This window comes from Microbacterium endophyticum (assembly GCF_011047135.1).
Classification (GTDB): domain Bacteria; phylum Actinomycetota; class Actinomycetes; order Actinomycetales; family Microbacteriaceae; genus Microbacterium; species Microbacterium endophyticum.
The window spans coordinates 320,206-344,603 of sequence record NZ_CP049255.1 but is presented as its reverse complement, the minus strand read 5'-3'; the positions used below and the strand labels follow the sequence as shown (position 1 = coordinate 344,603).

Genomic DNA, 24,398 nt, shown 5'->3' with positions numbered 1-24,398 from the left:
TAGACATCCGCTGACCTCCCGCCCGAACGAGGAGGTCAGCGGATACCAAACCTCTGGAATCGACCCGTGCCGAGGCCTGCTGCGGCGGATTCTAGATCGTAGGGGGCCGTGGCGGCGGGGATCCGTGCGGCGCGAACGCCGATCGGCCGGTAGTGCTGCAGCATCCAGGTGTCGGCTCCCGCCTTCGCGACATCGTCGGCGAGCGAACTGAGGGCCATCGCATCGAGCACGCCCGGGTGCACTGTCGTTCGCACTTCGTAGTCGAGCGGATGCGCGGTGCCCGAACGTGCGCGGGATGCCGCCACCACGGTGTCGAGCGAACGCCAGGCATTGTCGCCGCTTCGGGTTCGACCGGTGGTGTCGCTGTAGTCGTCACGGCGGGCTTTGATGTCGAGTCCGATCCAGTCGATAAGTGGCAACGCGTCGGTAAGTAGCGCGGGGTAGGCGCCGCCGGAGTGGAGCCCGACCGCGAAGCCGAGCGCGCGAGCCTGCTGTAGCGCCGGGATCAGCGCGCGCTGCATCGTCGGCTCGCCGCCCGAAAAGACCACACCGTCGAGCAACCCTTTCCTCGTTTCGAGGAAATCGTGCACGCTCTGCCAAGAGATGCGCCCTGCGCGACGCGGGCTGATCAGCTCGGGGTTGTGGCAGTAGAAGCAGTCCCACGGGCAGCCCTGCAAAAACAGCGTGGCGACGAGCTTTCCCGGCCAATCGACACTCGAAAACCGACTGATGCCAGCGATGCGCAGTTGGGCCGCATCACTCACGCTGGCACCGCGAGGTGTTCCTTCGCGCGCTCGGCGGCAAAGTACACGCGTTCTTCGGCCTCACCCTGCTTGCCGACGTTGAACGACGCGATGGGGCGGAAATAGCCCATGACGCGCGTCCATACTTCGCAGACGCTGCCGCACGAGGGGCACTCGGGGTGATCGCCCGAGACGTACCCGTGTTGAGGGCAGATCGAGAAGGTCGGGGTGACCGTGATGTAGGGGATTCGGAACTGCTCGAGTGAGCGCCGTACCAGGTTCTTGCATGCCGCGGCCGACTCGACAGCTTCACCCATATAGAGGTGAAGAACCGTGCCGCCGGTGTACTTCTGCTGCAGCGGCTCTTGCCGGGCCATCGCATCGAACGGGTCGTCGGTGAAGCCCACCGGTAGCTGAGACGAGTTGGTGTAATACGGGTGCTCGATCGTTCCGGCGTGGCGGATGCTGTCACCGAACTGTGCCACGTCAACCCGGGCAAACCGGTAGGTGGCGCTTTCGGCGGGTGTGGCCTCGAGGTTGTACATCTGACCGGTCGACTCTTGGAATTCGACCATGCGGCGGCGGACGTGGTCGAGGAGCTCGATGGCGAGGGTGGCACCGGCATCCGTCGTGATGTCGTCACTGTCGAGAGTGAAATTGCGGACGAACTCGTTGATGCCGTTGACGCCGATCGTGGAGAAATGGTTGTCGAGGGTGCCGAGATAGTGCTTGGAGTAAGGAAAGAGCCCACCTTCGAGGTGCTGCGAAATGATGGCGCGTTTGGCTTCGAGACTGTCGCGAGAGATCTCAAGCAGCTCGTCGAGCCGGGCGAGCGCCCCGGCAAGATCGCCGGGGAAGAGAAAGCCGAGGCGCGCGCAATTGATTGTGACAACGCCGATTGAGCCGGTCTGCTCGGCGGACCCGAAGAGGCCGTTCCCACGCTTGAGTAGCTCGGTGAGATCGAGCTGTAGCCGGCAGCACATGGAGCGGATCATGTGCGGGTCGAGGTCGGAATTCAAAAAGTTCTGAAAGTAGGGCAGGCCGTACTTCGCTGTCATGCCGAAGAGGGCATCGACGTGGGGATCATTCCAGTCGAAGTCGGGCGTGATGTTGTAGGTCGGAATGGGAAAGGTAAAGGCACGCCCGTCGGCATCGCCCTCGGTCATGACATCGATGTACGCGCGGTTGATCATCGCCATCTCGGGAGCAAGATCGCCGTACGTGAAGTCGCAGACCTCGCCGCCGATAAGTGGATGCTGGTCGGCGAGGTCGTCGGGACACGTCCAGTCGAACGTGAGGTTCGTGAATGGCGTCTGCGTGCCCCACCGCGACGGCACGTTGAGGTTGAAGATGAACTCCTGCATCAGCTGGCGGACAGCACCCTGCGTGAGTCCGTCGAGGCGTACAAAAGGTGCAAGGTAGGTGTCGGTGGAACTAAACGCCTGTGCACCTGCCCACTCGTTCTGCAGCGTGCCGAGGAAGTTGACCATCTGCCCGAGTGCCGATGAAAGATGCCGCGGGGGAGTCGAGGCGATACGACCGGGCACACCATTGAAGCCTTGCTCGAGGAGCGCGCGCAACGACCACCCCGCGCAGTAGCCCGCAAACATGTCGAGATCGTGAATGTGAAGGTCGCCCTCGCGGTGTGCGGCACCGGCCTCGGGTGCGTAGACCTCATTGAGCCAGTAGTTGGCGATGAGCTTTCCGGCGGTGTTGAGCACCATGCCCCCGAGTGAATACCCCTGGTTGGCATTGGCGTTGACCCGCCAATCTGACTGGGCGAGATATTCGTTGATCGTGTCGGCGACGGCTACCGCGGCGCCCGGGGAAGTGTGAACTGAGGATGCGGGAATCACGACTGCTCCAGAGATAGGGAAACGCGCCTCGTGGCCGTGTCCGGCGGTAAGCGCAACTGCACTATATGCAGGGTCATGTGGGGAGTGAGCCACAATATGTGGGATTCAACAGTGGTCAGACCACATCCGGGTTCGTGCTTTGTGAGGGCGTACATGTTCGCGCGCCGTGCCGGGTCTCATGCTGTCATCGGGTGTAGGCGTCGTGAGATTCAGGGCGAAATGCCTGGGTGACGGCGGTAGTTTCGGGGCGTGTGTGGCCGCGGATATGCGAGGCTGGACTGGTGAGTATCGAACTCCCTCTTCCCGGAGAACCGCGGCGGCCACACGGCCCGCGCGATCCCGGTGATGCGTGGGTAGTTGCGCCGTCAGGTGAGAGGTACTGGGGTCGCTTCGGCGCCGCCGGACTCTTGGCCGTCGACGCCGCTCGCGGTGTGCTGCTGCAGCACCGTGTGTCGTGGAGTCACTTCGGTGACACCTGGGCTCTGCCTGGAGGTGCCCGCCACGAGGGTGAGTCTGCGCGCGATGGTGCGATGCGCGAATCGGCAGAAGAAGCAGGCGTGCCCCATGCCTCGATGATGCCGCGCTGCGAGAGCGTGCTTGACCTTGGCATCTGGACGTACACAACACTCCTCGCCGACGTTGTGATGCCGTTCGAGCCGGTGATCAGTGACCCGGAGAGCCGCGAATTGCGCTGGGTGCCGGTCGATGACGTAGCGAGTTACCCGCTGCATCCGGGGTTTGCGTCGTCGTGGGCGAAGCTTTCGGGCTTGATTGGTGTGCGGCCCGCCCTCGTGATCGATGCCGCGAACGTTGTGGGTTCAGTGCCAGACGGATGGTGGAAGGACCGCGCGGGAGCGGCGGCCCGACTGATTGCACGCGTGGGTGCGCTCGCCGAGCAGGGGATAGTGGCCGCAGAGCTCGACCTACCCGAAGACACCTGGTTTCCCGAGATCTCGATCGTGGTCGAAGGTCAAGCGAAAGCGACGGATGCCGCGGCCCCCGGTATCGACATCGTGCGCGCTGCGGGCGAAGGTGACGACACGATCGTCGCTGAGGTAGAGCGCCTCCTGGGTCTTGGCCGCACAGTGACCGTGGTGACGAGCGATCGCGGGCTCATCGAGCGAGTGAATGCCGCCGGGGCAGCGACGCGCGGCGCCGGTTGGTTGGTCGGTCTGCTCGACTGAGCGCCGTCTCTAGCGGTCGCACACATGCTGCCCTAGCCTCGAACAATGGCTAACCCACTGATTCCTGCGGCTTACGATCTCTGGTGGTCTGGCGCAGTAGTACTCGTGCTGGTTGCTCTCATTGCAGCGCTGGTCTCGATCTCGCGGACGCGGAACTCGGTATCACCCAGTCACGCGCTCGTATGGACACTCCTAGCAATCTTTGTTCCGATCATCGGGCCAGCAAGCTGGTTTCTCATCGGCCGCCGCGCGAATGTGGGCAGTGGTGCGGGCGATGGGGTCAGCTGAAGATTCTGGCCCCTAGCGTCCGCGGAGGCGGTCGGTTTCGCGGCGCTCGCGCTTGGTGGGGCGTCCAGCGCCACGGTCGCGCACGGCCACCATCGCCACTTCTTCGCGAGGAGGCGGCGGGGGAGTGAGATCGTCCATCGCTGTCGCTGCAACGGCAGCACTCACTCGTTTGATGATGGTTTGACGAACGACCAGGATGCGGTCAAACCCGGCGATCCGCACTCGTACTTCGTCGCCGGGGCGCACCGCCTGTGCGGCCTTCGCGCGCTCGCCGCCGACCCGCACGTGGCCGGCACGGCACGCGGTGGTGGCGGCAGAACGCGTCTTGTAGACCCGCACCGCCCAGAGCCACGCGTCAACGCGAGCTGAGGCATCCGTCATGAGTCAATTGTGTCGCTTTGTGGGTTGTCTCGGCGAACCGACGCTGTGGAGCGAGGGCGGTGCGTGGCGATGATGACGCCCGCCGCGATGAGGCCCTGGCCCATCGTGTAGGTGAGCATAACGAGATCGCCGACGCCCGGCGGGAGAGCCTGCGGGGCGAAGATCGTGAACGCCAGGATGGTGTCTGACGTGAGAAAGAACGCGCCACCCCACGCGATCGCCGGGTGGCAGCGCGTGGACAAGACCGCTGTGCCGCCGAGGACGAGGCCGTACGCTGCGACCGCGAACGCGAGCGCGCCCAGGTAAGGCCACAGGTAGACGACGAGCACGATCCACCACGCGGCGTAGATTGCTGCCCACCGGGGAATGCGTGTGATGGCGAGGTGCCGCCAGAACAGTGCGATGTAGATGACGTGCGCGATGCCGAAGCACAGCAGCATCGCGGGGAGCTCATCGTCGAGATAAGGGAAGAAAGTGCTGGCTCCGTCGCCGAGCCACGAGAACGCCAACGCGAGGAAGAGGAGCGTGTAGGGGGTTCCCCATGCCGTGCCACGACCGCCCCAGAGCACCGCAACGATGAGAAGCGGCATGAGCCAGAGCTTCGTGGGCCCGGCGATGTCGTCGACGCCGAGTGCGAGCGTGAAAACGTGGATGATCGACAGCACGATGTAGGGGATGAAACCCCACCACCAGTTGCGAGCGAGTGGTGTGCTCAGTGTCATAACTCCGGCACTCCTTCGTGCATGTGAGACGGCTTAGATTGGCTTGGTCGAAGGCTACTCGCCCGTGACGCGTCGCCTGATTCGACGACGACTCGGAATCACCAGCGACAGCGCGAACGCCGCGACGCCGAGTGTCGTGATGAAAGCGAACGCGAGAGTGTACGTTTCGGGCTCCGGTGTGCCCCCGTGCAGGGTGAGCAGTGTTGCGGCGGTGGCTGCGCCGAAGGCGCCGCCAATTTGCCGCGCAACAACGTTGATGCTCGAGACAGCGGCGACGGCATCCGTTGATGACACGTCGATGAGTACGTTGAGTGCTCCGGCCGACCCCATGGCGATTCCGGCACCGGCGAGCGTGGAACCGGCAAGCAGCGAGGGGATGTTTTGCGGGGGGAGCGTGAGTACGATGCTGCCGGCGACGGTGAGTGCGGCACCCAGAATGATCGGGCCGCGGCGGCCGAGGTAGGTGCGGAGAATGCCCGAGAGCGAGCCGACAACTGCCATCGCGGCGGTCGCAGGCAGAAGCAGGATGCCGGCGATGGTCGCGCCCTGCCCGAGCCCCGAGGCGGATTCGGCGAAGACCGGCAAAATGACGAACGTACCGAAAAGCGCCGCACCGAGCAGGAATGCTGTGACGTGGGCGATCCAGACGGCGCGGATTTTGAGTGTGTGTCGATGGATGCTGGTGTCTTCGCGCCGCACCTCGTGCACGCCCCACGCCGTGAGAAATGCGATGCCGATCACGATGCAAGCGATTGTGGCGAGAACCGGGACCGGCCAGCGGGGAGCCTCGGTGACCGCAAGGAGCAGCGCGAGAACGCCGGTCGCGAGTGTGAGAGCCGAGCGTAAGTGAAGTCGACCGTGCCCCTTGGCGGGTGCAGGGGGAACGAGAGCCACGATAAGAACGAGAGCGACAGCGAGTAGGGCAAACGGTACCCACGCGAGCGCTCTCGTGCCGATGCGGTCGACGAGAACACCCGAGATGACCACGCCGAGTGCTGTTCCGGTAGCAAACGCGCTCGTCAGGATGCCGATGGCCGTTGCGCGGCGATGGTGAGGCATCGAGTGGCTCGCGAGCGAGATTGCGAGCGGAAAGACGCCGCCGCCGAGTCCCTGCAACGCCCGGCCCGCGATGAGCTCGGGCATTGACGTCGAGATGCCCGCGATGAAGAGCCCGACGCAGACGATCGGGATAAGAATGAGCAGCACGCGGCGCGGACGGTAAATATCGCCGAGACGACCAATGACCGGGGTGAATGTGGCGGCAACAACGAGGACGATGGTGAGCGTCCAGCTGGACTCTGCCGCCGTGGTGCCGAACTCGGCAGCGGTGAGCGCGAGGGTGGGTGCGACCATCGAAAGCGGGAGCGCTGCGCCGATGGTTGCGAGCACGAGAGTGCCCAAGGATGCCGCCACCCGCAGCTGCGCTGCAGTGCGAGGGATCGGCGCCTTTTTCACACACGCAACGCTACCGAGATTGCTCATGCGCTGACACGCCAGCACGATTCGCGGACGGCGCTTCGAGCAAGTAGGATTGTGGAGTTGTCTACGCTTCGGCGAAGAAAACGGGATGTGGCGCAGCTTGGTAGCGCACTTGACTGGGGGTCAAGGGGTCGCAGGTTCAAATCCTGTCATCCCGACAGATATGTCCCGGGAACCCAAGGGTTCCCGGGACTTTTTGTTGGTGAAACTTGATCAAGTCATCGCAATGACATCACGGCTCCCTGTGACGACTTCGCACCTAATGGTCGGCGAGTGACCACTGGATACGACCGATGGCGCCCCGTCACCGACCGTCCGCGCGATCTCTCACGACTATTGCGCCCGCGCTGAGCCAGTCTGTTTTATGCGCGTTCGTCGTGGCCTTCATGCTCGCCGTCATCGTGCTCGACCGCCCTTGGCAGATGCCGGTCTTGTATGGTGTCCTCGGTTTCGTCGCCGTCGCTGCGTACGGGCTCGACAAGTCTGCGGCGCGGCCACCGGCGTTGGATATCGGAGCAGATGCTGCTCACGCTCGGCCTATTCGGTCGTTGGCCCGGCGCGCTGATCGCAAAGCAGCTGTTCCGACACAAGCCCCGCAAACGCTCGTTCCGCCGTGCGTTCCGGGGGCACGGTTGCGGTCAACGTTGCGTCGCTTAACGGCCTGATCACGTTCGCGATACCGCGCGGCATGGCCCTGGAGTCGCTACTCGCGGCGCTCCCGCATGGGCAGACCTGACGTGCAGCCGCAGCGAGCCCCAGAGCGCATCGTTGCTCGGTGAACCTCCTCGAAGCTCGCGTGTGTGACTACGGAATCTCAGTGAGCACCGCCGTGCGCCGGATCGCCAGAGCAGCGTTGCTGCGAGGGGGCGCTCGGGATTCCGTTGCGTGCACTGCACAGTTGAGGCCCAGTATTGCGCACTGAGCGAGAGTGACGCGTCGGAAGTGTGGCTATCGGGCTTGCACTTGATGATCTATGCAGCTGCGCCTTGACCGGTCGCGCCAAGCAGCGACGTCAAGAATCGGTACCGCCAGCATGTCATCAATGATCAATTGAAGCGCATCGCCGCAACTGATCTGGCCGCGCGAGTTGAGTGCCGATGGGCTAACTTCATCCGCACCAGGCAAGGCTTCAGGTGGGGCCATCCCCGCGATGCTACTGGCCGTGCCCTACCTCTACACTGCCGCAATCTGCGCCACGATCATCAACGAGGGCGGCCCCGGCTGGCTCCAGCTGCTGGTCCTGCTGTTCGCCTGGAACGCTCTCAAGTTCATCTGAATCTGATCGGTCAGCCTGCTCCTATTGCTCAGGTCGAGGACTCGCGGGCGCCGGGAAGACCAGCTGTCGGAGTGTGTCAAGTAGGCTGGGCCCCAGCGGAGCCTACCCTTCCGCGCTGGGCAGTACGGGAGAGGTGGTGCGGTGGTCGGATCATTGGCTTACACCGTAGACAACGGCGCAGTCTCCGCGACCGGCCACCTCGTCGTAGAGTCGGATATCGCCCACATCGCGTCTGGTGTGCAATCGATTCTGCGAGATGACACTGGCGTCCAAGAAGCGCGCGAGGCGCTCGCCGACCTAGCAAAGACCGACTTCGAGAACGAGCGTTTGGAAAGTATCCTCAGTTCTCCTGATTCATTCGATGAATGGCGAGTAGGGGAGGCGCTCGCTGAGCATCATCTGATCACGGAAGTCGGATGCGAGTTTCCATGGCCCGACAGTCGATCGACGCGAAATCCCAACAGCAGCGGAGGGGGCGTGGATCTTGTTGGATTCCACGCGAGCGATCGAGTTCGGTTCGTCTTTGCCGAGGTGAAGACCAGCCACCAGCAGGCATGGCCACCCGGCTTGCTGACGAGCCGGAGCCACGGGCTTCATAGTCAGTTGTCCGGACTCAACGCGGGCGACGACCGTAGCAGGTGGGCGATTCGATACCTCACAATGAACTCGGTAGGCAAGTCATGGCTAGACAGCTTCCGTCAGGCGCTTGTGACCTACCTTTCAGACAGCCTGGATGTCGTTATTTACGGCGTTCTCATCCACGCGACCGGACCAAACCAGGCAGACCTTCGGGCTAGAGCCTCCAGTCTTGCCCAATCCGTGAAAGAACCAACAAGCATGGCGCTCGTCGCGATCTACCTAACCGCCGAACTACTGGCTCAGGTCGCAGATGCTTCGGTTGTATTGGAGACCGCGGCATGACTGTCTCCCGCGAAGCAATCAGTCGCCTCAGCTCGCACTGGGCGATCGAAGCCCTCGGCCCTGACCGGGTGAAGGCGGCCCACGACGCGGCTGCTTCCATGTACGTCGACTCGAACCTTGGTCGCCAGCTTCACCGCGAAGGCTCTCACGATGCCGCGACCGAGACTCTTATCCAGGACGTCGCCTTCGCGTACGAGATTGTCGCCAGCGAAGGGATCGAGGCCCTCGCACAGGTATCGCTGCGCTCGGGCGCATCAGACGCCGCGGTGTCGGAGGCCGCGGCCCATGAGGCGTTCGCTCTACTTCGAGCGCTTCCGTTGAAGCTCGACTCGTTGGAGGCGCTGGTACATCAGGTCCTTCAGCTCGGCGCGCTCGCGTACTGTTCGGACCGCTGGGCGGAATACCGGGCCTGGATGCGCGAGCGCGAGGTCAGCCCCGAGCTCTTCCGATCCAACGGCTCATGGGATACGCGTGTTCTCAGCGACCTAGGGCAGATTTGGACTCGGCTTCTTCGCAAAGACGGATGGCAAGACCTCGAAGGCGTCGCAGAAACCGTGGCGCGGCTGCGAGCCGAACAGAATGAGAACGAGGAGCTTCTCTTCAACGCGCAATCACGGCCCGAAGACCTGCAGGTCGCTGGGTGGCGCCTCGTAGCCCTGTACCACTGGGCCAGGCTCTCGGAAATGGTCGCTACCTACCTCATGCAAGGGGAGCCAGCCGACATCGCGACGCAACTCGACTTCCACTTCGACCGAGCGATCTCCGCGGCACAGCAGTCTGCTGATCCAGCTTTCGTAGTGGTTCTCCAGTGGCAACGCGCGATGGCTCAGCGCATGGTGGCGGGTGCCCTGTGGTCTGTCACACGAATCGGTCCCGAAATTCGGAGCATCGTCGAAACTGCGACCCGACACCGCTCCATGTTTGAGATGCTGCCTCCGCAGCGCATCGCGATTCAGGAACAAGGACTCCTAGACCCGGCAAGCGCAGCGGTCGTTGTCGATCTGCCTACGAGCGCCGGTAAGACTATCCTCGCTGAGTTCAAGATTGTTCAAGCAATTAGCCAGTTCAAGCAGGACAAGGGGTGGGTTGCGTACGTGGCCCCAACACGGGCGCTGGTTTCGCAGATCACACGACGGCTGAGGCGCGACCTCGGACCAAGCGGCATTCGGGTCGAAGAACTCACCTCAGCGGTGGAGATTGACGACATCGAAGCCGGAATGCTTAACGAATCCCCGTTCGACGTGTTGGTGGCAACCCCAGAAAAGCTCCACTTGGCAATCCGCAATGCGGCGATCGATCGCCCACTCGCATTGCTGGTGCTTGATGAAGCGCATAACATCGAAGATTCCGATCGCGGCATCCGAATCGAATTGCTGCTGGCCACAGTTAAACGAGACTGCACTCAGGCGAACTTCTTGTTGCTCATGCCTTACGTCCCGAACGGCGATGACCTCGCCCGATGGCTGGCACCGCGAACTGGAAAGAGCATCAGTCTTGCAACAACCCCTTGGCAGCCCAACGATCGACTGATCGGTCTTGTCTCAGTGGTGGCTCCGACCTCTGGACGGGGTAGGGACTGGCGGCTGTCTTTCGAGCCCATGCTGACAAGCGGCTCATCGATGAACGTCTCCGGCCTCTACCAGATTGGTAAAGCACCACAACTTGATCGCACGTTCTCTAGTATCAGGAACAGTCTAAGCAAGATCGCTGGCGCATCGGCGCTAACGCTTTCTGAGCGAGGGACTGCGATCGTGATCTGCCCGACAATCCCGACGGTGTGGACAATCGCGGAGGAACTGTCAGGAGAGCTTCCAGAAGCGGACGATCCCGATATCGCTCTGGTGCAGCGCTACTTAGCAGCAGAAATTAGCGAAGACTACGCCCTCATCGGAATGCTCGCCCGGCGGGTCGGGGTACACCACGCGGGGCTCTCCGACGAAACCCGCGCACTGATGGAATGGCTCGCCGAGCAGGGAAAGCTAAGGATTCTGGTGGCGACTACCGGGCTTTCTCAGGGCCTCAACTTCCCAGTCTCTTCCATCCTCCTAGCAAGTCGGAACCTGCCCAGCGGCAAGTTCAACCGCCCCATGACCGCCCGCGAGTTCTGGAACCTCGCAGGTAGGGCAGGCCGTGTAGATCAGGACAGCATCGGCGTCGTTGGAATCTCCAGCAAAGAAGGCGACCGCGAGTCGCTGGCGCGGTTCTTGTCAGAAAAGGCAGGAGCGCTGGTTTCCAGACTCGTGGTTCTCCTGGATGAACTCGAAGATGCCGGTCGGCTGCTCAACCTAGAACGATCGCTCTACAACGATCAATGGGCAGACTTCCGTAGCTACGTCGCACACCTATTCGCTCAGAAGAAGAACCTAGATGCTGTCCTATCTGAAACAGAGCTGCTGCTACGGAACACATTCGGATACTTATCCCTAGCCGAGGCGAGTCCCGCTGAAAGACAGAAGGGACTTAGGCTGCTGGAAGCGACGCGGGCTTACGCTGCTGAACTCGCTCAGAACGTTGAAACGACGACGCTCGCTGATAGCACGGGATTCACTCCTGAAGGCATCCGTTCAGCGATGGGTGAGATGCGTCGGATGGACAAGTCCCTCGACGTGAGCGATTGGCAACCGGGCAGCTTGTTTGGCGACGTCACCTCTAGCGCTCTACCTGACCTCATGCGGGTCATGCTTCAACTACCGCAGATCAGAGAGAGCATCGATGAACTGAGTGGCGTCGGCGCGGGAATCGGCGACAGAGCGGCCAAGATCGCTGCTGATTGGGTGGCAGGCGTCTCCATCAAGTCCATCGCTGAGCGATATTTCGGCGATGCGGCAAGCCCAACCGCCGCGCTTACGGAGGCAACCAAGGCAATCTACCGGAACCTTGCGACCGCCGGTACGTGGGGTATTTCTGCCCTGTCGAAGTTGCCCACGAGCGGTATTGATTTCGAGAACGTGAGCGAGAGTGACCTGCGAAGCATCAATTTGCTCGGTGCAATGCTGTATCACGGCGTCAACACGGAGGCAGGCGTAGTGATGCGGATGAGTTCAGTTCCGAGAACGGCAGCGAATTCGCTCGGCGCAGAGTTTGCACAGGGCCATGAGTCGGGCACGCTCCGTCCCTCGGAGGCGCGAGAGTTCCTTTCGCAACTCTCCGACGCTGACTGGGGTCGGCACGTTCCGAGTGGATCAGACTTGGCGGGGTCTGACCTGCGGGATCTGTGGCAGGTGCTGTCAGGTAGCGCTGGTGATCCTGGTGTTAGGACCGCCCCGGGCAAGGCAGAACAAGCTCAATCGGGATCGTACTGATCGCCGCACCATACCCGTCTCCACGCCGTGAAAGGCGCACGCTATGAAGCTCACCGCCATCTACGCAAGATTCTTCCGCTCGCTGAATTACGACTACGTTCGCCTTTCGAATCCGAACTACAGCCCTGATCCTTGGGACGGCACGCCTTCCGGAGCGCAATACCCCTTCGTGCGGTTGCGCTTGGAAGACCAGATCACCACGGTTGTCGGCGGCAACGAGTCGGGAAAGAGTCAGGTGCTAGCGGCTGTGCGCGCTGCACTTACCGGCGAAGGATACGAGAGGAGTGATTTCTGTCGCTACTCGCCGTTCTTCTCTGTGGACAAAACGCTCATTCGACCAGAGTTCGGCGCCGAATTTCGAGACCTCAGTGATGCTGACATCGAAGCAATTGAAGAAGCGACCGGCGAGACGGGGCTCACTGGAACTGATCGTGTCGCCATCTTCCGTATGAATACAACCCCGCAACTGCGTCTATACGCTCATCGAGGCGATCAGTGGACGAAACCTAGGCACGTCAAGAAGTCGTCGCTCTTGAACGACGCCGGACTTCCAGCCCCGTTCAACATCGATGCCGATATTCCCCTGCCGGATAGCGTCCCGCTGGAGTTCCTGGCCACTGGCAAACCGGCTGCAGCTGTTGGGCGCAGCGTGCTTCGTAGCATCTGGGATGCTTTCACGAACAACTCCACCTGGTTTGACTCGAAAGATTCCGTTGTCAGCCAGGCGAGCGAAATCTCGACATCCTTCAAGACCTCGACATCAATCGACGAGAAAGAACTCAAGAAGTACCATCTCGCCGCTGATCTCTTGCTGAAGGTCGCAGGCCTCGACCGCTCCCAGTTTGTAGAGTTGCAGAACGCAGTTCGCACCAAGAACGGATACGCGAACAGCATCGTCGACACGATCAACAGTGAACTGTCTAAGGCCCTCAACTTCCCGCACTGGTGGACGCAAGACAGTCAGTTCGAGTTGTTCGTCGCGCTCTTCGAATACGACTTGGTCTTCATGATCCGGGATCGAACTGGACGCTCCTACGGATTCGACGAGAGAAGCGATGGTCTCAAGTACTTCCTGAGCTACTTCGTGCAGTACCTCGCACACGAGGCTCCCAGCGACGGGCGACCGGAAATTCTGCTGATGGACGAGCCTGACCGCTTCCTATCGAGTTCCGGTCAACAGGATCTCTTGAGAGTGTTCGCAGACTTCGCTGATCCCGAAGACGAGGCCCGCGCTCCAGTTCAGGTCCTCTACGTCACCCACTCACCGTTCCTGATCGACAAGAACCACGCCGAGCGTATTCGGGTACTCGAGAAAGGTGAACACGACGAGGGGACACGCATCGTCGCAAGCGTCGCACAGAACCACTATGAGCCACTCAGATCTGCGTTCGGGAGCTTTGTCGGTGAGACCGCCTTCATCGGTACCTGCAACCTGATGCTGGAGGGTCCGTCTGATCAGATTCTGCTCGCTGGCATCTCAAGCTGGCTGGGCCGCCAGAACGCTCCCGACCGGGAAAGGCTCGACCTCAACCGCATCACGCTCGTCCCTGCTGGGGGTGTTAGTCAAGTGCCGTATCTGATCTATCTCGCCAGAGGGCGTGACATTGAACAGCCGGCAGTGATCGCGCTCCTGGACGGCGATAAAGCAGGCAACGAAGCTCGGTCAACAATCCGTAAGGGCGGTGCTCGGCGCAAGCCGCTCATCGCCGATGACCTTGTGCTTCAACTATCCGACGCAGAACTCGATGGCGTCACAACCGACAACCCGCACGGCAGGGTCGCCATTGAGGACCTAATACCGATCGACATCGCGATCGCAGCCGCAAGCAGCTACTGTGCCGAGTTCGTCCCCGATATAGACATCCCGAAGCTCGAGCTGAGCGCCAAGACGGTGTTCGGTGAGGGCTCGGGAGGGGAGTTGCCGACTGCAGGAGCGAAGGGCACGATTGACGCTCTGGAGCAAATGATCCGCAAGCTCACAGTCCAGGAGAAATTCGAACTGAACAAGATCGGCTTCGCTCGGAGCGTCCTCGCCGAACTTTCAAGCGACGCCACGCGAGAGCAGGATCGCCAAACCCTAGCCAAGAACTTCCGTCAGCTATTCGAAGCCCTCGGTGTCAGGCAACGAAAAGCTGTCCGCGCTGAGAGTGTCGAACGGGTTTCCAGTCGCATCAACCGCGCGCGAGATCGTTTCATGCGAGAGCATGTCTCGACGGCCACGCGAGAACATGTGCTGTTGCTCATCGAGGAGATCTCAGGGCAACTCGATAACTCTGAGGAAGCGGAAGACGTCCGCGCTGAAATGCGCTCGTGGCGACCTCGGTTCCATCTGGACCAGGACCCGCGTGAGGCCATCGAAGACATTGAGGATCTTCACACCGCTCTTCGGTCACTTGCCTACCTCGGAAAGCGTAAAGCCTCGACCGAGCCGACCATTCCCGCGCCCAGCCTCGGAAAAGTCCCGGCAACGCTGGCCATCGTCAGCGAGTCCGAAACCTTTGTTGAGAGCCCAGCAGGTAGTCAATCAAGCACGGACGTCGAGCATGTTTCGGAAGGAGAAAGCGCATGAGCGCATATCTGATCACTTATGACCTGAACGCACCGGGCCAGGACTATGAGTCGCTGATAGAACGCATCAAGTCCTACGGGACATGGGCGAACTTGATTAAGTCCACATGGATCGTGGTCTCCAACACGTCGGCGGACGCCGTCTATACCCACCTACGAGGCGCGATGGACGACAGCGGCTGGCTGTTTGTCGTCGACATCTCAGGCCAAGATTGTCAGGGGTGGCTGACGAAAGACACCTGGGATTGGATTCGAAAGCACGTGTAGCTCAGCGCACCCGCGAGATCACTCAGGTCTCGGTGGCGCCGGACACAGCCTCCTAAATGTCGCCCGCTGCAGGGGACCAGAAGGGGACCAGAAGGGGACCAGAATCATGCAATTCACGCATTTCATGACGGGCTCTGCACGATCTGGTTCGCGGAATCACGCGGGTTTTGGTGACATCTGAGTCATTGGGACGCCTGGGGGTCAAGGGGTCGCAGGTTTAAATCCTGTCATCCCGACAGATCAGCCCTGGTGAAAAGAAATTTTCATCAGGGCTTTGTCGTTTCCTGCGGCGGTCACTGGCTGGTTCACTCGCTCGATCTTCTCGAGCATTCTGCTGATTAATTGGACCAATCCAGTTCGGGCCCGTCGCCCGTGAGGTGGTGCAGAATCCGGGCACGCCGATGCTTCGGCACATTCTGGAAGGGTCGGAGCGGCTGCTCGGCGGCGGTCATAGGTAGGGTCCGTCTCGGCGGGCGGGGTCCCTTCTGGCGGGTGTTGCGGAGAAGAACTGGTTGGCAGGCATGGCGGCTTCCGCTCGCCCCGAAGCGCCCGCGGTCTCGGGCAGCCGGTCTCGCTGTCCGAAGCGGCTTCGCGCCCAGAGCTGCCACGCCTCTTGCAGGTCGAGGAGCGGCACCCGTGCCGGAGAATGGGTGCATGCCCGAATCTTGTGCTTTCTGCGGGTCGGTGGGGCCCCTGACCCGCGAGCACGTTTTCGGTCAGTGGGTGAGCAGGACTGGCTTGGATCTCGCTCCGATGCGTCATCACGCGGGCCCGATAAATGCTCTGCCGCGCGACATGGGGGAGCAGCCCCCATTCCGGCAAACGGTGAAGACCTTCTGCGGCTCGTGTAACAACGGGTGGATGAGTAACCTCGAAACGGTCGCGCAGCGAGTGCTGACCCCGTTGATCCTCGACGAGCCCGGGACGATCGCGCTGGAAGACCAGGCGGCGATCGCAACGTGGGTGCAGAAGACCGCGCTGACAGCGATGCTCCTCTCTAGCAAGGAGCAGCGAGAAAACGGCTACGGGCTCGCCCCGTCGGAGTACAGGGCACTCTACGAGCGCCGCGAGCTGGTGCAACCGCTGGATTTCAGCCAGTTCTGGGTCGGCCGATTCGAGGGAGTCAAGGGATTCTCGGCTGTACGCGTCACTCCGCTGACGGTTCGCATCCCAGACTTTCCCGAGCCGCCGCTGCCCCAGGGCTACGCGATGACGATCGTCCTCGGGGCGCTCCTCCTGCACGGCGTGCGGTTCACCACTCCAGGCCTTCAGGCAGACACGAAGACGGAGGTGGGGATGCCACAGTTGTGGCCTTCGGAAACGTCGGTGATGTGGCCGGCCGGACAGACGTGCACGGAGAAGTCTCTGCTCGCTCTCGCGGACGGGGGGACGTTGCGCGCAACGGGTGGGGAGGTGCGATTGCAACCCTGGTCTCACGCAGCTCACCTCCCGCAGAGCGCCTTCGAGAATGGTGCAATCAAAGTCCCGGCGCTGTGCGGCAAGCATGACATCTACTACCCCGCGGCGCTATTGCAAGAAGCGCACCAGGGGCGGTTCTACGCATTCATGACTTCGTGCGAGTGCAGCGCCTATCTGATCCATACGGACTCTGACCGTGTCCGGTTCCGAGCCGCGGGCGAACCGGAAGGCATCGCTGCCATGTTCGCGGACCTGGTTGGCGACGAGTTCCTCATCGAGGACCAGATCGGGGAGTTCGCCTGCAAGAGACTGCCCGCCTGACGCGACCGGCCGCGCCAAGCGCGGGCAGGCGCACCTGCTGTATGTGAGGGTCTGCTGAAGGTTTAGTTGACTCGGGTTTCTTGTCTACGCGGCCAGGTCGACCGTGGTTCTCATTGTGGTCTCGGACTCGATCGGTGTGAGCCGGCCGAGTCCGCGTTGGCGTCGTTTGTGGTGCTACTTTCTCTTGATCCATGACACGATCGCGAGACGCAACTCGGCACGGGTGGTCCAACTCTGCCGATCGAGGACGTTCTTCTGGAGCAGGCTGAAGAAGCTTTCCATCGCCGTGTTGTCACCAACCGAAGAAGCGCCGGCGACAGCCTCGCTCCATTACGCGTTGGGTGAAGATTTTGCTGAGTACATCTGGCGCGGAGAATTCAGCGTCCCGCCGTTCACCCGGATGTCAATCTTCGACAGCCCTGCCGTGAACTTCCATGTCGACGATGATCTCGACTACGTGTATGTCCCGACAGTCCTCTCGCTCTTCAACCACGTCGGCGCAGGGATACGGCTAGTACAGCAACGCATCGAAGACGATCGCAAGGAACTCGTAAAGCCGACCTCATCCTTACTCGCACGGTTTCCTAAAGACGGGATCATCTACCCCGAGATCGAAACGCTTGGTGCCTCAACAGACCTCGAGGCGCTAAAGGCTCACATCGCCACAGGAACCGACAACGACCAGCGGATCACAGACCTTCAGATGACGGTCGCCGCTTTGCAGTCCAACTCGCTATCGGTTACCTTCACTGGGCTGCAGCGACAGCAACGTGTTCTGAAACAAGCGACAACGATCCAGCAACTTCTAGCCGGGCTCGACGGACGGTCATTCAACGCATCTCTCACGAAGCTCGCCGATTTGAGAACGGATCAGGAAGCGTTTCGAACCGCGTTCTTTAGCGAGGCTGATCTCCCTAGCGAGCCTGATGACTCGTGGGAGGAGTTCATCGCGCGTGGTGCCGACTATCAGACGCACCTAGCCGCTGAAGAGGCGCATGACGATTCGCGTTGCCTCTACTGCAGGCAACCGCTCGACGAGAACGCTCGCGCTTTGGTGTCAAAGTACTCGGTCTTCTTGCTCGACAAGATCGGCCAAGACATCAAGGCCGAGCAGTCGAGCATTACCAAGTTTGGCAGGCTGTTGAGCGGCGTGCAGGCCGATGAACTACGGGCGTACGTCAAGGAGTACGACGCTCAGGAGGACAAGCCGGAATTTTTCGGACGCCTGGAATCGATCGAATCGGCGCTTACACACTGCGAGCAAGCGATCACGACATCGTCTTTGATAGATGTAGCGCTTCTCGCTGAGATGGATTCGATCGCGGGGCTATTGGCGGCGGACGTGACCGCGACGGACTCGGCTGCCGCGACCATTGAACAACAAATGGCCAACCGCGAGACCACCACCCGTGAAAAGAAGAAGGAGCTTCAGGACCTGCAAATAGGTGTTGAGCTCGCTAAGTCGTGGATAGAGATTGAGGGAGCAGTACGCCGAGCTAAAGAAGCCGACAAGCTCGGGTCGCTCATGAAGCGAATCCCACCAGTGCTTCGTGGCGTGACTGAGCTCGCCAAGTTTGCGAGTGATCAGCTCGTCAACGAGAGCTTCGACGCACTCTTCATCGAAGAGTGCGAAGCGCTCAGAGCGCCGATCCTCAAAGTGGAGTTTATCGGCCGTCAGGGGAAAGCTCAGCGGCGCAAGGTTCTCACTAGCAAACACCGCCCCCCAAAGGTTCTGTCCGAGGGGGAGCAGAAGGTACTGGCGATGGCTGACTTCCTTGCCGAGGCTCGGCTCAGCGGAATCAGCGCACCTGTCATATTCGACGATCCGGTATCGAGTCTCGACCACCGACGGATAGACGAAGTTGCCGATCGAGTTGCACGTCTTGCAGAACAGACTCAGGTCATCGTCTTCACGCACGACGTTTTGTTCGCGGCTGCGCTCATCTCGCGCTTCGAGAAGACAAAACGTTGCCGCTTCTATCAGATCACCGATGAAGGCGGCAAAGGCAAGGTCACGCCGGCTAGCGGACCTCGCTGGGACAGCATCAGCGAGCTCGCCAAGAAGGTGAACGTGACCATCGAAACAGCTCGCAAAGCCGAGGGCGATGCACGTGATGCTCTCGTGCGGACGGGTTACGGATGGCTGAGGTCGTGGTGCGAGGTCTTCACGGAGATGGAACTTCTCAAGGGCGTCACGCAGCGATATCAGCCAAACGTCCGTATGACGACACTGTCCGACATCAACATCGAGCAACTTCCAGCGGCGATCGAGACTGTCACTCGGCTTTTCGAGGACGCCTGTCGATACATCGACTCTCACTCGCAGCCGTTGCCGGCCCTCGGCGTCACGCCAACGCTCGCTGACCTCGAACGCGACTGGGCCGAGCTGAAAGCCGTCCGACAGAATTACGCCGCTCTAACTGCCCAATAGAGTCACCGTTCCGTTGGTTCGGCGAGAGCCTGAGTCGGTGGGCGCAGAGTCACACCAGCCTTGAGAATCGCCGTCCTCATCGTCTCCTGATTCACGTCTAACTGCTTGGCGACTTGCGACAACGACAGCCCAGATTCATATAGTCGCGTTGCCTCGCTCACTTGTCCTGTCGTGAGTGGCTGGCGACGCATTACGACCTTCTTGTCGCGAAGGATACCGATGATCGTGGACTTGGCGACGCCGTAGTCCTTTGCGAGCTGTGTGGTAGCGTCGCCGGCTCCGTAGCGCGCAGCAACTTCGTCCCGTGTTTCGTCGCTCAAACGGTTCCAGCTCCGCTTGACTCTTGGTTGGAACCTTCGCGGAGAATCCCCGATTGAGCGCAGGATCTCGCGGATCTGGGTTGGCGTAACAGGGGTCGCTGAATTATTGGAACAGAGGTAGACAACCCCGACACATATAGGGCCGGAAACTCGCAGGAGTCTCCGGCCCTTTTGCATGTCTGTAGAGCGCGCCGTGTCCTTAAGAAGAAACGCCGCGAGAGAACGTATCGGCGAAATCTGCGAGGCTCGCGAGCATGAATAGCAGTCCGGGGCGCTGACGCCTCCTCTCGGGAGCCAACAAGGACAGAAGCCGACATGTCGGCGTTCGCGTGCTCCCTGGCGCTGCGAACCAGATCCAGGCGCTGGTACATCTCGTCGTGAACAAGATGTACCAGCACTTCCTCGACAGGCGTGGGACCTCGGGGGTAAGTATCGGCGACGTCTTCGATGTGGTCGGACTCGTCGTGAATGCTGGCGGGATCGTACGAGGGCTCGGCGCCTAAATCCCGCCTGTGAGGGATGCGGTGCCCGATGCCCGGAACTCGTGCGCGCCCCGAGCGCTGTTGTGGTCTGAGGCGACACACGCGTAGCGAAGGAGAACCTCAGCGGTTCTCCACGAGGGAGGCGGAAACCATCTCCGTTACTGCGTTCACGCAAGAGCATCTGGGAGCGCCTGAGCCGGAAACTGACGCTGGAGGTCACTCGTCAGCGGCGAGTAAGGCGGTGCCTCAGACCCAGCAGTGCAAAGCCAGGTGGTTTTTGCGGAAGATGATCCGGCGACCAGCGGAGTCGACCGTGCCAGCTTGACGTCTGCGCGTGCCCGCTGCCGGCCAAACCTTGACTTGGGGAAACGGTGCCAGTGCATGCGGGTAGACACTGACAGGTCGCTCTCGGAGAACGACTGCGGCTTTCCGGTCTATCGTGTGACCCCCCCAGAGAGATCGGCTTCATAAGAGGGCTACGGCGCGACCGATGCGAGCATCGTGTCGAGGTCGGGGTACGCGGCATCCTCCGCGAGTACGCGCTCGAAGTCCTTTCGCGCCATCGCCTTCTTGCCCTCGAGAAGGTACGTGTGGCCGCGGGATACCCATGCCAGATGGCGGAGTTCTGAGGGGCGCGACCGTACGCGGAGCGCTTCCTTGAGTGACTCGCGGGCGGCTTCGAAGTAGCCCTGTTCGCGGAAGGCAGTGCCGCGTTGAATGAGGAGAAAGGTCGCGGCGACGTCGTCATTGCTGAGGCCGTTGGTCAAGTCGATGACATCGGACCATCGCTCTGCCTCGGCGTAGAGCTCAGCAAGGGACACGGCGGCGACGGTCGTGGGCTCGAGTGCTTCGACGACCGCGGTGGCGCGGGGGTGGTTGCCGGCGGCTTGCTCGAGTTCGGCGACCATCAGACCAAGGGCCTGGCGGTCCCAGGTCATGACCGCGGTGATGCCGGTGGCGACCGGAATGTTGATCTCTGATGGCTCTAGGTACTTTGTGATGAAGGGATCCGCAGCGGGGTCGTAGCCGGAATCGAACAGCCAACCGAGAAGCACGCGCGCGCGTTCGCTGTCGCGGTTCGGGCCGGCCACGCGGAGGACTTCGACCATCGCGGCGGTCGGCGCGACCGACGGTGTCTGCTGACCGATGCCGTGGATGGCCGCGGCGTCCGGTTCCCCATCGATCTGCTTGAACAGTTGCTTCTCCCACGCAGGGGCGGTGAGGCCAGGCTTGACCTTCTTCGGACGCGCCGCACGCACCGGCTGGGCGTTCTGCTGCGGGCGCGGAGCTGGGCGGCGACCGCTGCCGGTCGAGGTCGACTTTGTGTGAGATATGCCGGTGCCCGGGATGCCGACTGTTCGTGTCGTGCGGCCATTTGTGTTGACGCTGACGCGTGCTCCGCGAACGCCGGCCGATAGGCCGATGTTCTTGCTGGAGACGTTGAGCCGCACGCCCGGCGCGATCTTGATGGACTTGCGGACCTTGAACCCCATAGTTCTGCCTCCATTAGCCAGTTGAATGCAGTCTATGGAGATGTGCGAGTGCATTGAAGGTCGTGCGCTAAGCCAGAATTGCGATACGTGAGCCTCAACGAGCCGCTCGGACGTCATTCGTCGACTACGCGCGCCGGCGTAAACATGTACGTGTACGGGGTGCCGCTCGAACTATTAGATAAGAGCACCCGCGAGGAATCTTGACCAATTCTCGCCTCTCAGTTTGCCTAGAAAGCCCCAGAACGGTGCGGTAAAGTTGAGTGTCAGCACACGAATTGTATGAGGTAGGACGGCGATGAAGCGCAAGGCGATCGACCAGGCCGCTGTGAAGCGTGCCGCCGTACGCTCCACACGTGAGTCAGCGTCACTGGAACGACGAACCGTGCCGGCAAACTATGTTCGGTCTGCAAAGACCGGACGCTTCGTCGTGGCCCGTAATACGCAGAAGTGACGCTCGATCCGGGTTACGGCGAGACTCCGCTCCCGTTCGATGAGCTGGATGCCCTGACTCCGGCGGCTCGCGAAGCCCTCGAGGAACCGATCACTAAAGCGGCCGTCTACGACCTCGAACAGGCCGTTGAAGCCGAGGCGACCGAACAGCTCATCACCGACGTTCTCGAAGACCGACTCGGACTCGACGAACTGCTCTCAGATCATTTCCTGCGAGATCTGCACCAAAGACTGTACGGGGATGTCTGGATCTGGGCGGGGACGCACCGGCGTCATCTCTTTAATCTCGGAGTCGACCCGGCCTACATCGCGCTCGATTTACGGACCTCTATCGAAACTATCCAGTATCGATGGGATCACACCGAGGACTGGACACCGCGCGAACTCGGCGTCGCTGTGCATGCTGAGTGCGTGCGAATCCACCCATTCACTGATGGGAACGGCCGGAGCACCCGCCTATATGCAGATCTGACGTTCCTCGCTGCCCAGGAGTCGGAGGACGTCGAGATGTACGACTGGTCGATCGACAAGAAGTCGTACGTTGCACTGCTCCGTGAGTATGACATCAATCGTGACCCCAAGCCGCTCGCGGCCTTCATTCCCACTTACAAGCTCTAGCGCCGTGATCTCTCATCGCCGGTGATCAGGACTGTACGGTGCAGGTCAAGACGACGCCAATCCGTGCATCAGACCCTTTTACAGCGAGACGACTATTTTCGGTCGCGCGGGTCGTCCTCGCGCGACCACGCGATCTCAATGAGGCGGCGTAGTACGTCCTCGTCAATGTCCTCAAGTTTTTTGACGTAGACGCAACCCGCGCCCTCAACGTACGTTCCGAGCTGGGGAAGCAACTTCGCACCCTCGGGCAGGTCCTTCAACCCGTATATCGACAGGCTTGCTTTGCGTGGGGAGAAACCCGTCTTCGGCCAGTCGCCGTGCGTGCGCGGATTGACCGGTGAGACATAGTGGTAGCTGCCATAGCCGATGATCGACGGCCCCCACATCACTGCATCCGCACCGGTGGCCTTTCGGAATATCTCCGCAAGTCGCAGCCCGTCCTCCTTGCGTTTCGCAGGGGTCACTTGCGCCAAGAACGCATTCACCTCTGCGCCAGTGGGAACTGTGTTGGTCGCGGTGGCCATGCGGTGATCATCCCACCCTCCGGGAGCCGGGGCTAGGGCTCAACCGTGTCGTCCCGCGTGTCCTGGCCACGCAAGGTTTCAGCGATGCAGGCGGCATCGCATTCGACCTATGTCACCGGGCGGCGCAGATCGACCGCACGGCCACGGGCTCTAGTCGCGCGGGCCCCGTATTCGGCGCTCTCTAGCGGTCGCTCGCGGGCACGTCGACGATGCGTTCCGCTCCGAGCTGTGGTGCGATCTCTCCCGCGGATGCGGCGGCAATCGCATCGTGTAGTCCTGCCAGCGCGCTCGCCGGAGCCCAGACATCGAGAGTCGCGTGCGCGGCGTAGCTGGGCGCGCCCAAGGTTGCGCCGGCTTGACCCGCCCAGCTGCGAAGCAAGTTCTCGATGCGCCCCGCGTCGGCATGGGGAACCTCGATGCGCACCTGTGTGAGTGCGACGCGATGCACGAGTGACGCCGCGTCGAGTGCTTCTGACACGGCGGTCGAGTACGCGCGGACGAGTCCGCCCGCTCCGAGCTTGACGCCTCCGAAGTAGCGTGTGACGACGGCCACGAGGTCGGTCAGCTCGCGGCGGCGCAGCACTTCTAGCATCGGGATGCCCGCGGTGCCCGACGGTTCGCCATCGTCTGAGGATCGCGCCTGGTCGGCGGTGAGGCCCAGCACCATGGCGGTGCAGTGGTGTCGCGCATCCCAATGCCGTTTGCGCACAGCGGCAATGACGGCTTCGGCTTCCTCGACCGATGTGACCGGCTCGATGCGGGCGATGAACCGCGACTTGCGGATGACGATCTCCTGCTCCACTCCGGCCGCGATGGTGGAAGGGTAGGAAAGCGGCATCCCCTTGAGAGTAGTCGCCCTGCCTACCCGGCTGCTTCGACGATGGCATCCCTCGGGGCATAGACGTAGTTGGGCTAGGTTGCTACGTTCAGGCCGTGAGAATCATTGTTGCTTCCCTTGCAGCATCCGCCCTGGTCTTGTCGTTGGCGGGGTGCGCCGCTTCGCTGTCCAACTCGTTGGAAGAGCGAGGTATCGAGGGCACCTGGGTCGGGTCGAACGTCGGTTATGAAAGCGGCGAGTATCAAGACCGTGAGGTGCGTCTCATCATCGACCAATCGACCGGAACAACTTTTTCGGGCGAGAAGGCCTGGCGTGAGGTGGATGGCGAGTGGAGCGACCCCGAACCGTTTGCCGGAAACATCGTTGATTCGACAGAGTTTCACGCCACAGATTTCGATGGGTACATCATCGGAAAAGTTGTGTCTTCGACATCCATTCAGGCCACCTATCTTGAGTCAGGTGAAGACAGTGGAGCCTTCGCGTTAGACCTCGAGAAGGTCACAGAATGAGTAGCG

Annotated in this window: 21 protein-coding genes, 1 tRNA gene and 1 pseudogene; 13 read left to right on the top strand and 10 right to left on the bottom strand. The window is 61.4% G+C overall.

Going from position 1 to position 24,398, the window contains the following annotated elements; translation table 11 throughout:
* Positions 1-35: 35 nt before the first annotated feature.
* Together G6N83_RS01675 and G6N83_RS01670 are read right to left on the bottom strand one after the other, a co-directional pair.
* Entirely contained in the window at positions 36-764 is a 729-nt protein-coding gene (locus tag G6N83_RS01675; RefSeq protein WP_165138676.1) for an anaerobic ribonucleoside-triphosphate reductase activating protein, read from the bottom strand.
* Positions 761-2,596: a ribonucleoside triphosphate reductase gene (locus G6N83_RS01670; RefSeq protein WP_165143023.1), complete on the bottom strand. Its 1,836-nt coding sequence runs from the start codon at positions 2,594-2,596 to the stop codon at positions 761-763. Before G6N83_RS01670 ends, G6N83_RS01675 begins: the two co-directional genes overlap by 4 nt.
* Before the next feature lie 284 nt (positions 2,597-2,880).
* Here G6N83_RS01670 and G6N83_RS01665 point away from each other — a divergent pair, with 284 nt between their 5' ends.
* Both G6N83_RS01665 and G6N83_RS01660 read left to right on the top strand, forming a co-directional pair.
* The gene (locus tag G6N83_RS01665) at positions 2,881-3,783 is read left to right on the top strand and encodes an NUDIX domain-containing protein (protein WP_165138674.1); all 903 of its coding nucleotides are present in this window, start codon (positions 2,881-2,883) and stop codon (positions 3,781-3,783) included.
* 45 nt (positions 3,784-3,828) lie between these two features.
* The gene (locus G6N83_RS01660) at positions 3,829-4,071 is read left to right on the top strand and encodes a PLD nuclease N-terminal domain-containing protein (protein WP_165138672.1); all 243 of its coding nucleotides are present in this window, start codon (positions 3,829-3,831) and stop codon (positions 4,069-4,071) included.
* A 12-nt stretch (positions 4,072-4,083) separates the two neighbouring features.
* Here G6N83_RS01660 and G6N83_RS01655 read toward each other — a convergent pair whose 3' ends face one another.
* Genes G6N83_RS01655 through G6N83_RS01645 form a run of 3 tightly spaced genes read right to left on the bottom strand, consistent with a single transcriptional unit; the run spans position 4,084 to position 6,656 of the window.
* Positions 4,084-4,452: an RNA-binding S4 domain-containing protein gene (locus tag G6N83_RS01655; RefSeq protein ID WP_165138670.1), complete on the bottom strand. Its 369-nt coding sequence runs from the start codon at positions 4,450-4,452 to the stop codon at positions 4,084-4,086.
* Positions 4,449-5,174 (bottom strand): lysoplasmalogenase, encoded by a 726-nt coding sequence (locus G6N83_RS01650; RefSeq protein ID WP_165138668.1) that lies wholly within the window; start codon positions 5,172-5,174, stop codon positions 4,449-4,451. Before G6N83_RS01650 ends, G6N83_RS01655 begins: the two co-directional genes overlap by 4 nt.
* Before the next feature lie 54 nt (positions 5,175-5,228).
* On the bottom strand, positions 5,229-6,656 hold the full coding sequence (locus tag G6N83_RS01645) for an MFS transporter (protein WP_165138666.1): 1,428 nt from the start codon (positions 6,654-6,656) through the stop codon (positions 5,229-5,231).
* Positions 6,657-6,737: 81 nt separating this feature from the next.
* Between G6N83_RS01645 and G6N83_RS01640 the strand changes: the two genes are divergently transcribed.
* From G6N83_RS01640 to G6N83_RS01610, 7 genes are all read left to right on the top strand, one after another.
* Positions 6,738-6,811, top strand: a tRNA-Pro gene (locus G6N83_RS01640).
* 277 nt (positions 6,812-7,088) lie between these two features.
* Complete coding sequence (locus G6N83_RS01635) at positions 7,089-7,310, top strand: DUF1294 domain-containing protein (RefSeq protein WP_165138664.1); 222 nt, start codon at positions 7,089-7,091, stop codon at positions 7,308-7,310.
* Positions 7,311-8,070: 760 nt separating this feature from the next.
* Positions 8,071-8,850: a hypothetical protein gene (locus G6N83_RS01630; protein ID WP_165138662.1), complete on the top strand. Its 780-nt coding sequence runs from the start codon at positions 8,071-8,073 to the stop codon at positions 8,848-8,850.
* Positions 8,847-12,152: a DEAD/DEAH box helicase gene (locus tag G6N83_RS01625; protein ID WP_165138660.1), complete on the top strand. Its 3,306-nt coding sequence runs from the start codon at positions 8,847-8,849 to the stop codon at positions 12,150-12,152. The genes G6N83_RS01630 and G6N83_RS01625 overlap by 4 nt, the downstream gene beginning before the upstream one ends.
* 43 nt (positions 12,153-12,195) lie before the next feature.
* The gene (locus G6N83_RS01620) at positions 12,196-14,721 is read left to right on the top strand and encodes an AAA family ATPase (RefSeq protein ID WP_165138658.1); all 2,526 of its coding nucleotides are present in this window, start codon (positions 12,196-12,198) and stop codon (positions 14,719-14,721) included.
* Positions 14,718-14,987: a hypothetical protein gene (locus tag G6N83_RS01615; protein ID WP_165138656.1), complete on the top strand. Its 270-nt coding sequence runs from the start codon at positions 14,718-14,720 to the stop codon at positions 14,985-14,987. Before G6N83_RS01620 ends, G6N83_RS01615 begins: the two co-directional genes overlap by 4 nt.
* A gap of 861 nt (positions 14,988-15,848) precedes the next feature.
* Positions 15,849-16,727 (top strand): hypothetical protein, encoded by an 879-nt coding sequence (locus G6N83_RS01610; protein WP_165138654.1) that lies wholly within the window; start codon positions 15,849-15,851, stop codon positions 16,725-16,727.
* An 84-nt stretch (positions 16,728-16,811) separates the two neighbouring features.
* Here G6N83_RS01610 and G6N83_RS13825 read toward each other — a convergent pair.
* A pseudogene (locus tag G6N83_RS13825) lies at positions 16,812-17,024 on the bottom strand (hypothetical protein); the annotation flags it as partial.
* Between the two features lie 103 nt (positions 17,025-17,127).
* On the opposite strand from G6N83_RS13825, the gene G6N83_RS13955 reads away from it, so the two are divergent.
* Entirely contained in the window at positions 17,128-19,158 is a 2,031-nt protein-coding gene (locus tag G6N83_RS13955; RefSeq protein ID WP_338143809.1) for an AAA family ATPase, read from the top strand.
* 2 nt (positions 19,159-19,160) lie between these two features.
* Here the strand turns inward: G6N83_RS13955 and G6N83_RS01595 are convergent, their stop codons facing one another.
* On the bottom strand, positions 19,161-19,478 hold the full coding sequence (locus G6N83_RS01595; RefSeq protein WP_165138650.1) for a helix-turn-helix domain-containing protein: 318 nt from the start codon (positions 19,476-19,478) through the stop codon (positions 19,161-19,163).
* 329 nt (positions 19,479-19,807) lie between these two features.
* Here G6N83_RS01595 and G6N83_RS01590 point away from each other — a divergent pair, with 329 nt between their 5' ends.
* Positions 19,808-19,981, top strand: a complete 174-nt coding sequence (locus tag G6N83_RS01590) for a hypothetical protein (protein WP_165138648.1) — start codon at positions 19,808-19,810, stop codon at positions 19,979-19,981.
* Between the two features lie 455 nt (positions 19,982-20,436).
* On the opposite strand, the gene G6N83_RS01585 is transcribed toward G6N83_RS01590, so the two are convergent.
* On the bottom strand, positions 20,437-21,453 hold the full coding sequence (locus G6N83_RS01585) for a DUF4236 domain-containing protein (protein ID WP_165138646.1): 1,017 nt from the start codon (positions 21,451-21,453) through the stop codon (positions 20,437-20,439).
* Between the two features lie 447 nt (positions 21,454-21,900).
* On the opposite strand from G6N83_RS01585, the gene G6N83_RS01580 reads away from it, so the two are divergent.
* The gene (locus tag G6N83_RS01580; RefSeq protein ID WP_165138644.1) at positions 21,901-22,521 is read left to right on the top strand and encodes a Fic family protein; all 621 of its coding nucleotides are present in this window, start codon (positions 21,901-21,903) and stop codon (positions 22,519-22,521) included.
* Between the two features lie 92 nt (positions 22,522-22,613).
* Here G6N83_RS01580 and G6N83_RS01575 read toward each other — a convergent pair whose 3' ends face one another.
* Both G6N83_RS01575 and G6N83_RS01570 read right to left on the bottom strand, forming a co-directional pair.
* The gene (locus G6N83_RS01575; RefSeq protein WP_165138642.1) at positions 22,614-23,045 is read right to left on the bottom strand and encodes a DUF1801 domain-containing protein; all 432 of its coding nucleotides are present in this window, start codon (positions 23,043-23,045) and stop codon (positions 22,614-22,616) included.
* 181 nt (positions 23,046-23,226) lie between these two features.
* Positions 23,227-23,883 carry a YigZ family protein gene (locus G6N83_RS01570; RefSeq protein WP_165138640.1) on the bottom strand — a complete coding sequence of 219 codons (657 nt, stop codon included), beginning with the start codon at positions 23,881-23,883 and terminating at the stop codon, positions 23,227-23,229.
* A 95-nt stretch (positions 23,884-23,978) separates the two neighbouring features.
* Here G6N83_RS01570 and G6N83_RS01565 point away from each other — a divergent pair, with 95 nt between their 5' ends.
* Positions 23,979-24,392, top strand: a complete 414-nt coding sequence (locus tag G6N83_RS01565) for a hypothetical protein (RefSeq protein ID WP_165138638.1) — start codon at positions 23,979-23,981, stop codon at positions 24,390-24,392.
* The last annotated feature ends 6 nt before the right edge of the window (positions 24,393-24,398 follow it).

Excerpts from the sequence above, each read along its gene's own strand:
- G6N83_RS01660 (WP_165138672.1), top strand. The coding sequence starts at position 3,829 with ATGGCTAACCCACTGATTCCTGCGGCTTACGATCTCTGGTGGTCTGGC.
- G6N83_RS01655 (WP_165138670.1), bottom strand. The coding sequence starts at position 4,452 with ATGACGGATGCCTCAGCTCGCGTTGACGCGTGGCTCTGGGCGGTGCGG.
- G6N83_RS01650 (WP_165138668.1), bottom strand. The coding sequence starts at position 5,174 with ATGACACTGAGCACACCACTCGCTCGCAACTGGTGGTGGGGTTTCATC.
- G6N83_RS01645 (WP_165138666.1), bottom strand. The coding sequence starts at position 6,656 with ATGAGCAATCTCGGTAGCGTTGCGTGTGTGAAAAAGGCGCCGATCCCT.
- G6N83_RS01635 (WP_165138664.1), top strand. The coding sequence starts at position 7,089 with ATGGTGTCCTCGGTTTCGTCGCCGTCGCTGCGTACGGGCTCGACAAGT.
- G6N83_RS01625 (WP_165138660.1), top strand. The coding sequence starts at position 8,847 with ATGACTGTCTCCCGCGAAGCAATCAGTCGCCTCAGCTCGCACTGGGCG.
- G6N83_RS01620 (WP_165138658.1), top strand. The coding sequence starts at position 12,196 with ATGAAGCTCACCGCCATCTACGCAAGATTCTTCCGCTCGCTGAATTAC.
- G6N83_RS01615 (WP_165138656.1), top strand. The coding sequence starts at position 14,718 with ATGAGCGCATATCTGATCACTTATGACCTGAACGCACCGGGCCAGGAC.
- G6N83_RS01610 (WP_165138654.1), top strand. The coding sequence starts at position 15,849 with ATGAGTAACCTCGAAACGGTCGCGCAGCGAGTGCTGACCCCGTTGATC.
- G6N83_RS13955 (WP_338143809.1), top strand. The coding sequence starts at position 17,128 with ATGTCAATCTTCGACAGCCCTGCCGTGAACTTCCATGTCGACGATGAT.
- G6N83_RS01585 (WP_165138646.1), bottom strand. The coding sequence starts at position 21,453 with ATGGGGTTCAAGGTCCGCAAGTCCATCAAGATCGCGCCGGGCGTGCGG.
- G6N83_RS01575 (WP_165138642.1), bottom strand. The coding sequence starts at position 23,045 with ATGGCCACCGCGACCAACACAGTTCCCACTGGCGCAGAGGTGAATGCG.
- G6N83_RS01570 (WP_165138640.1), bottom strand. The coding sequence starts at position 23,883 with ATGCCGCTTTCCTACCCTTCCACCATCGCGGCCGGAGTGGAGCAGGAG.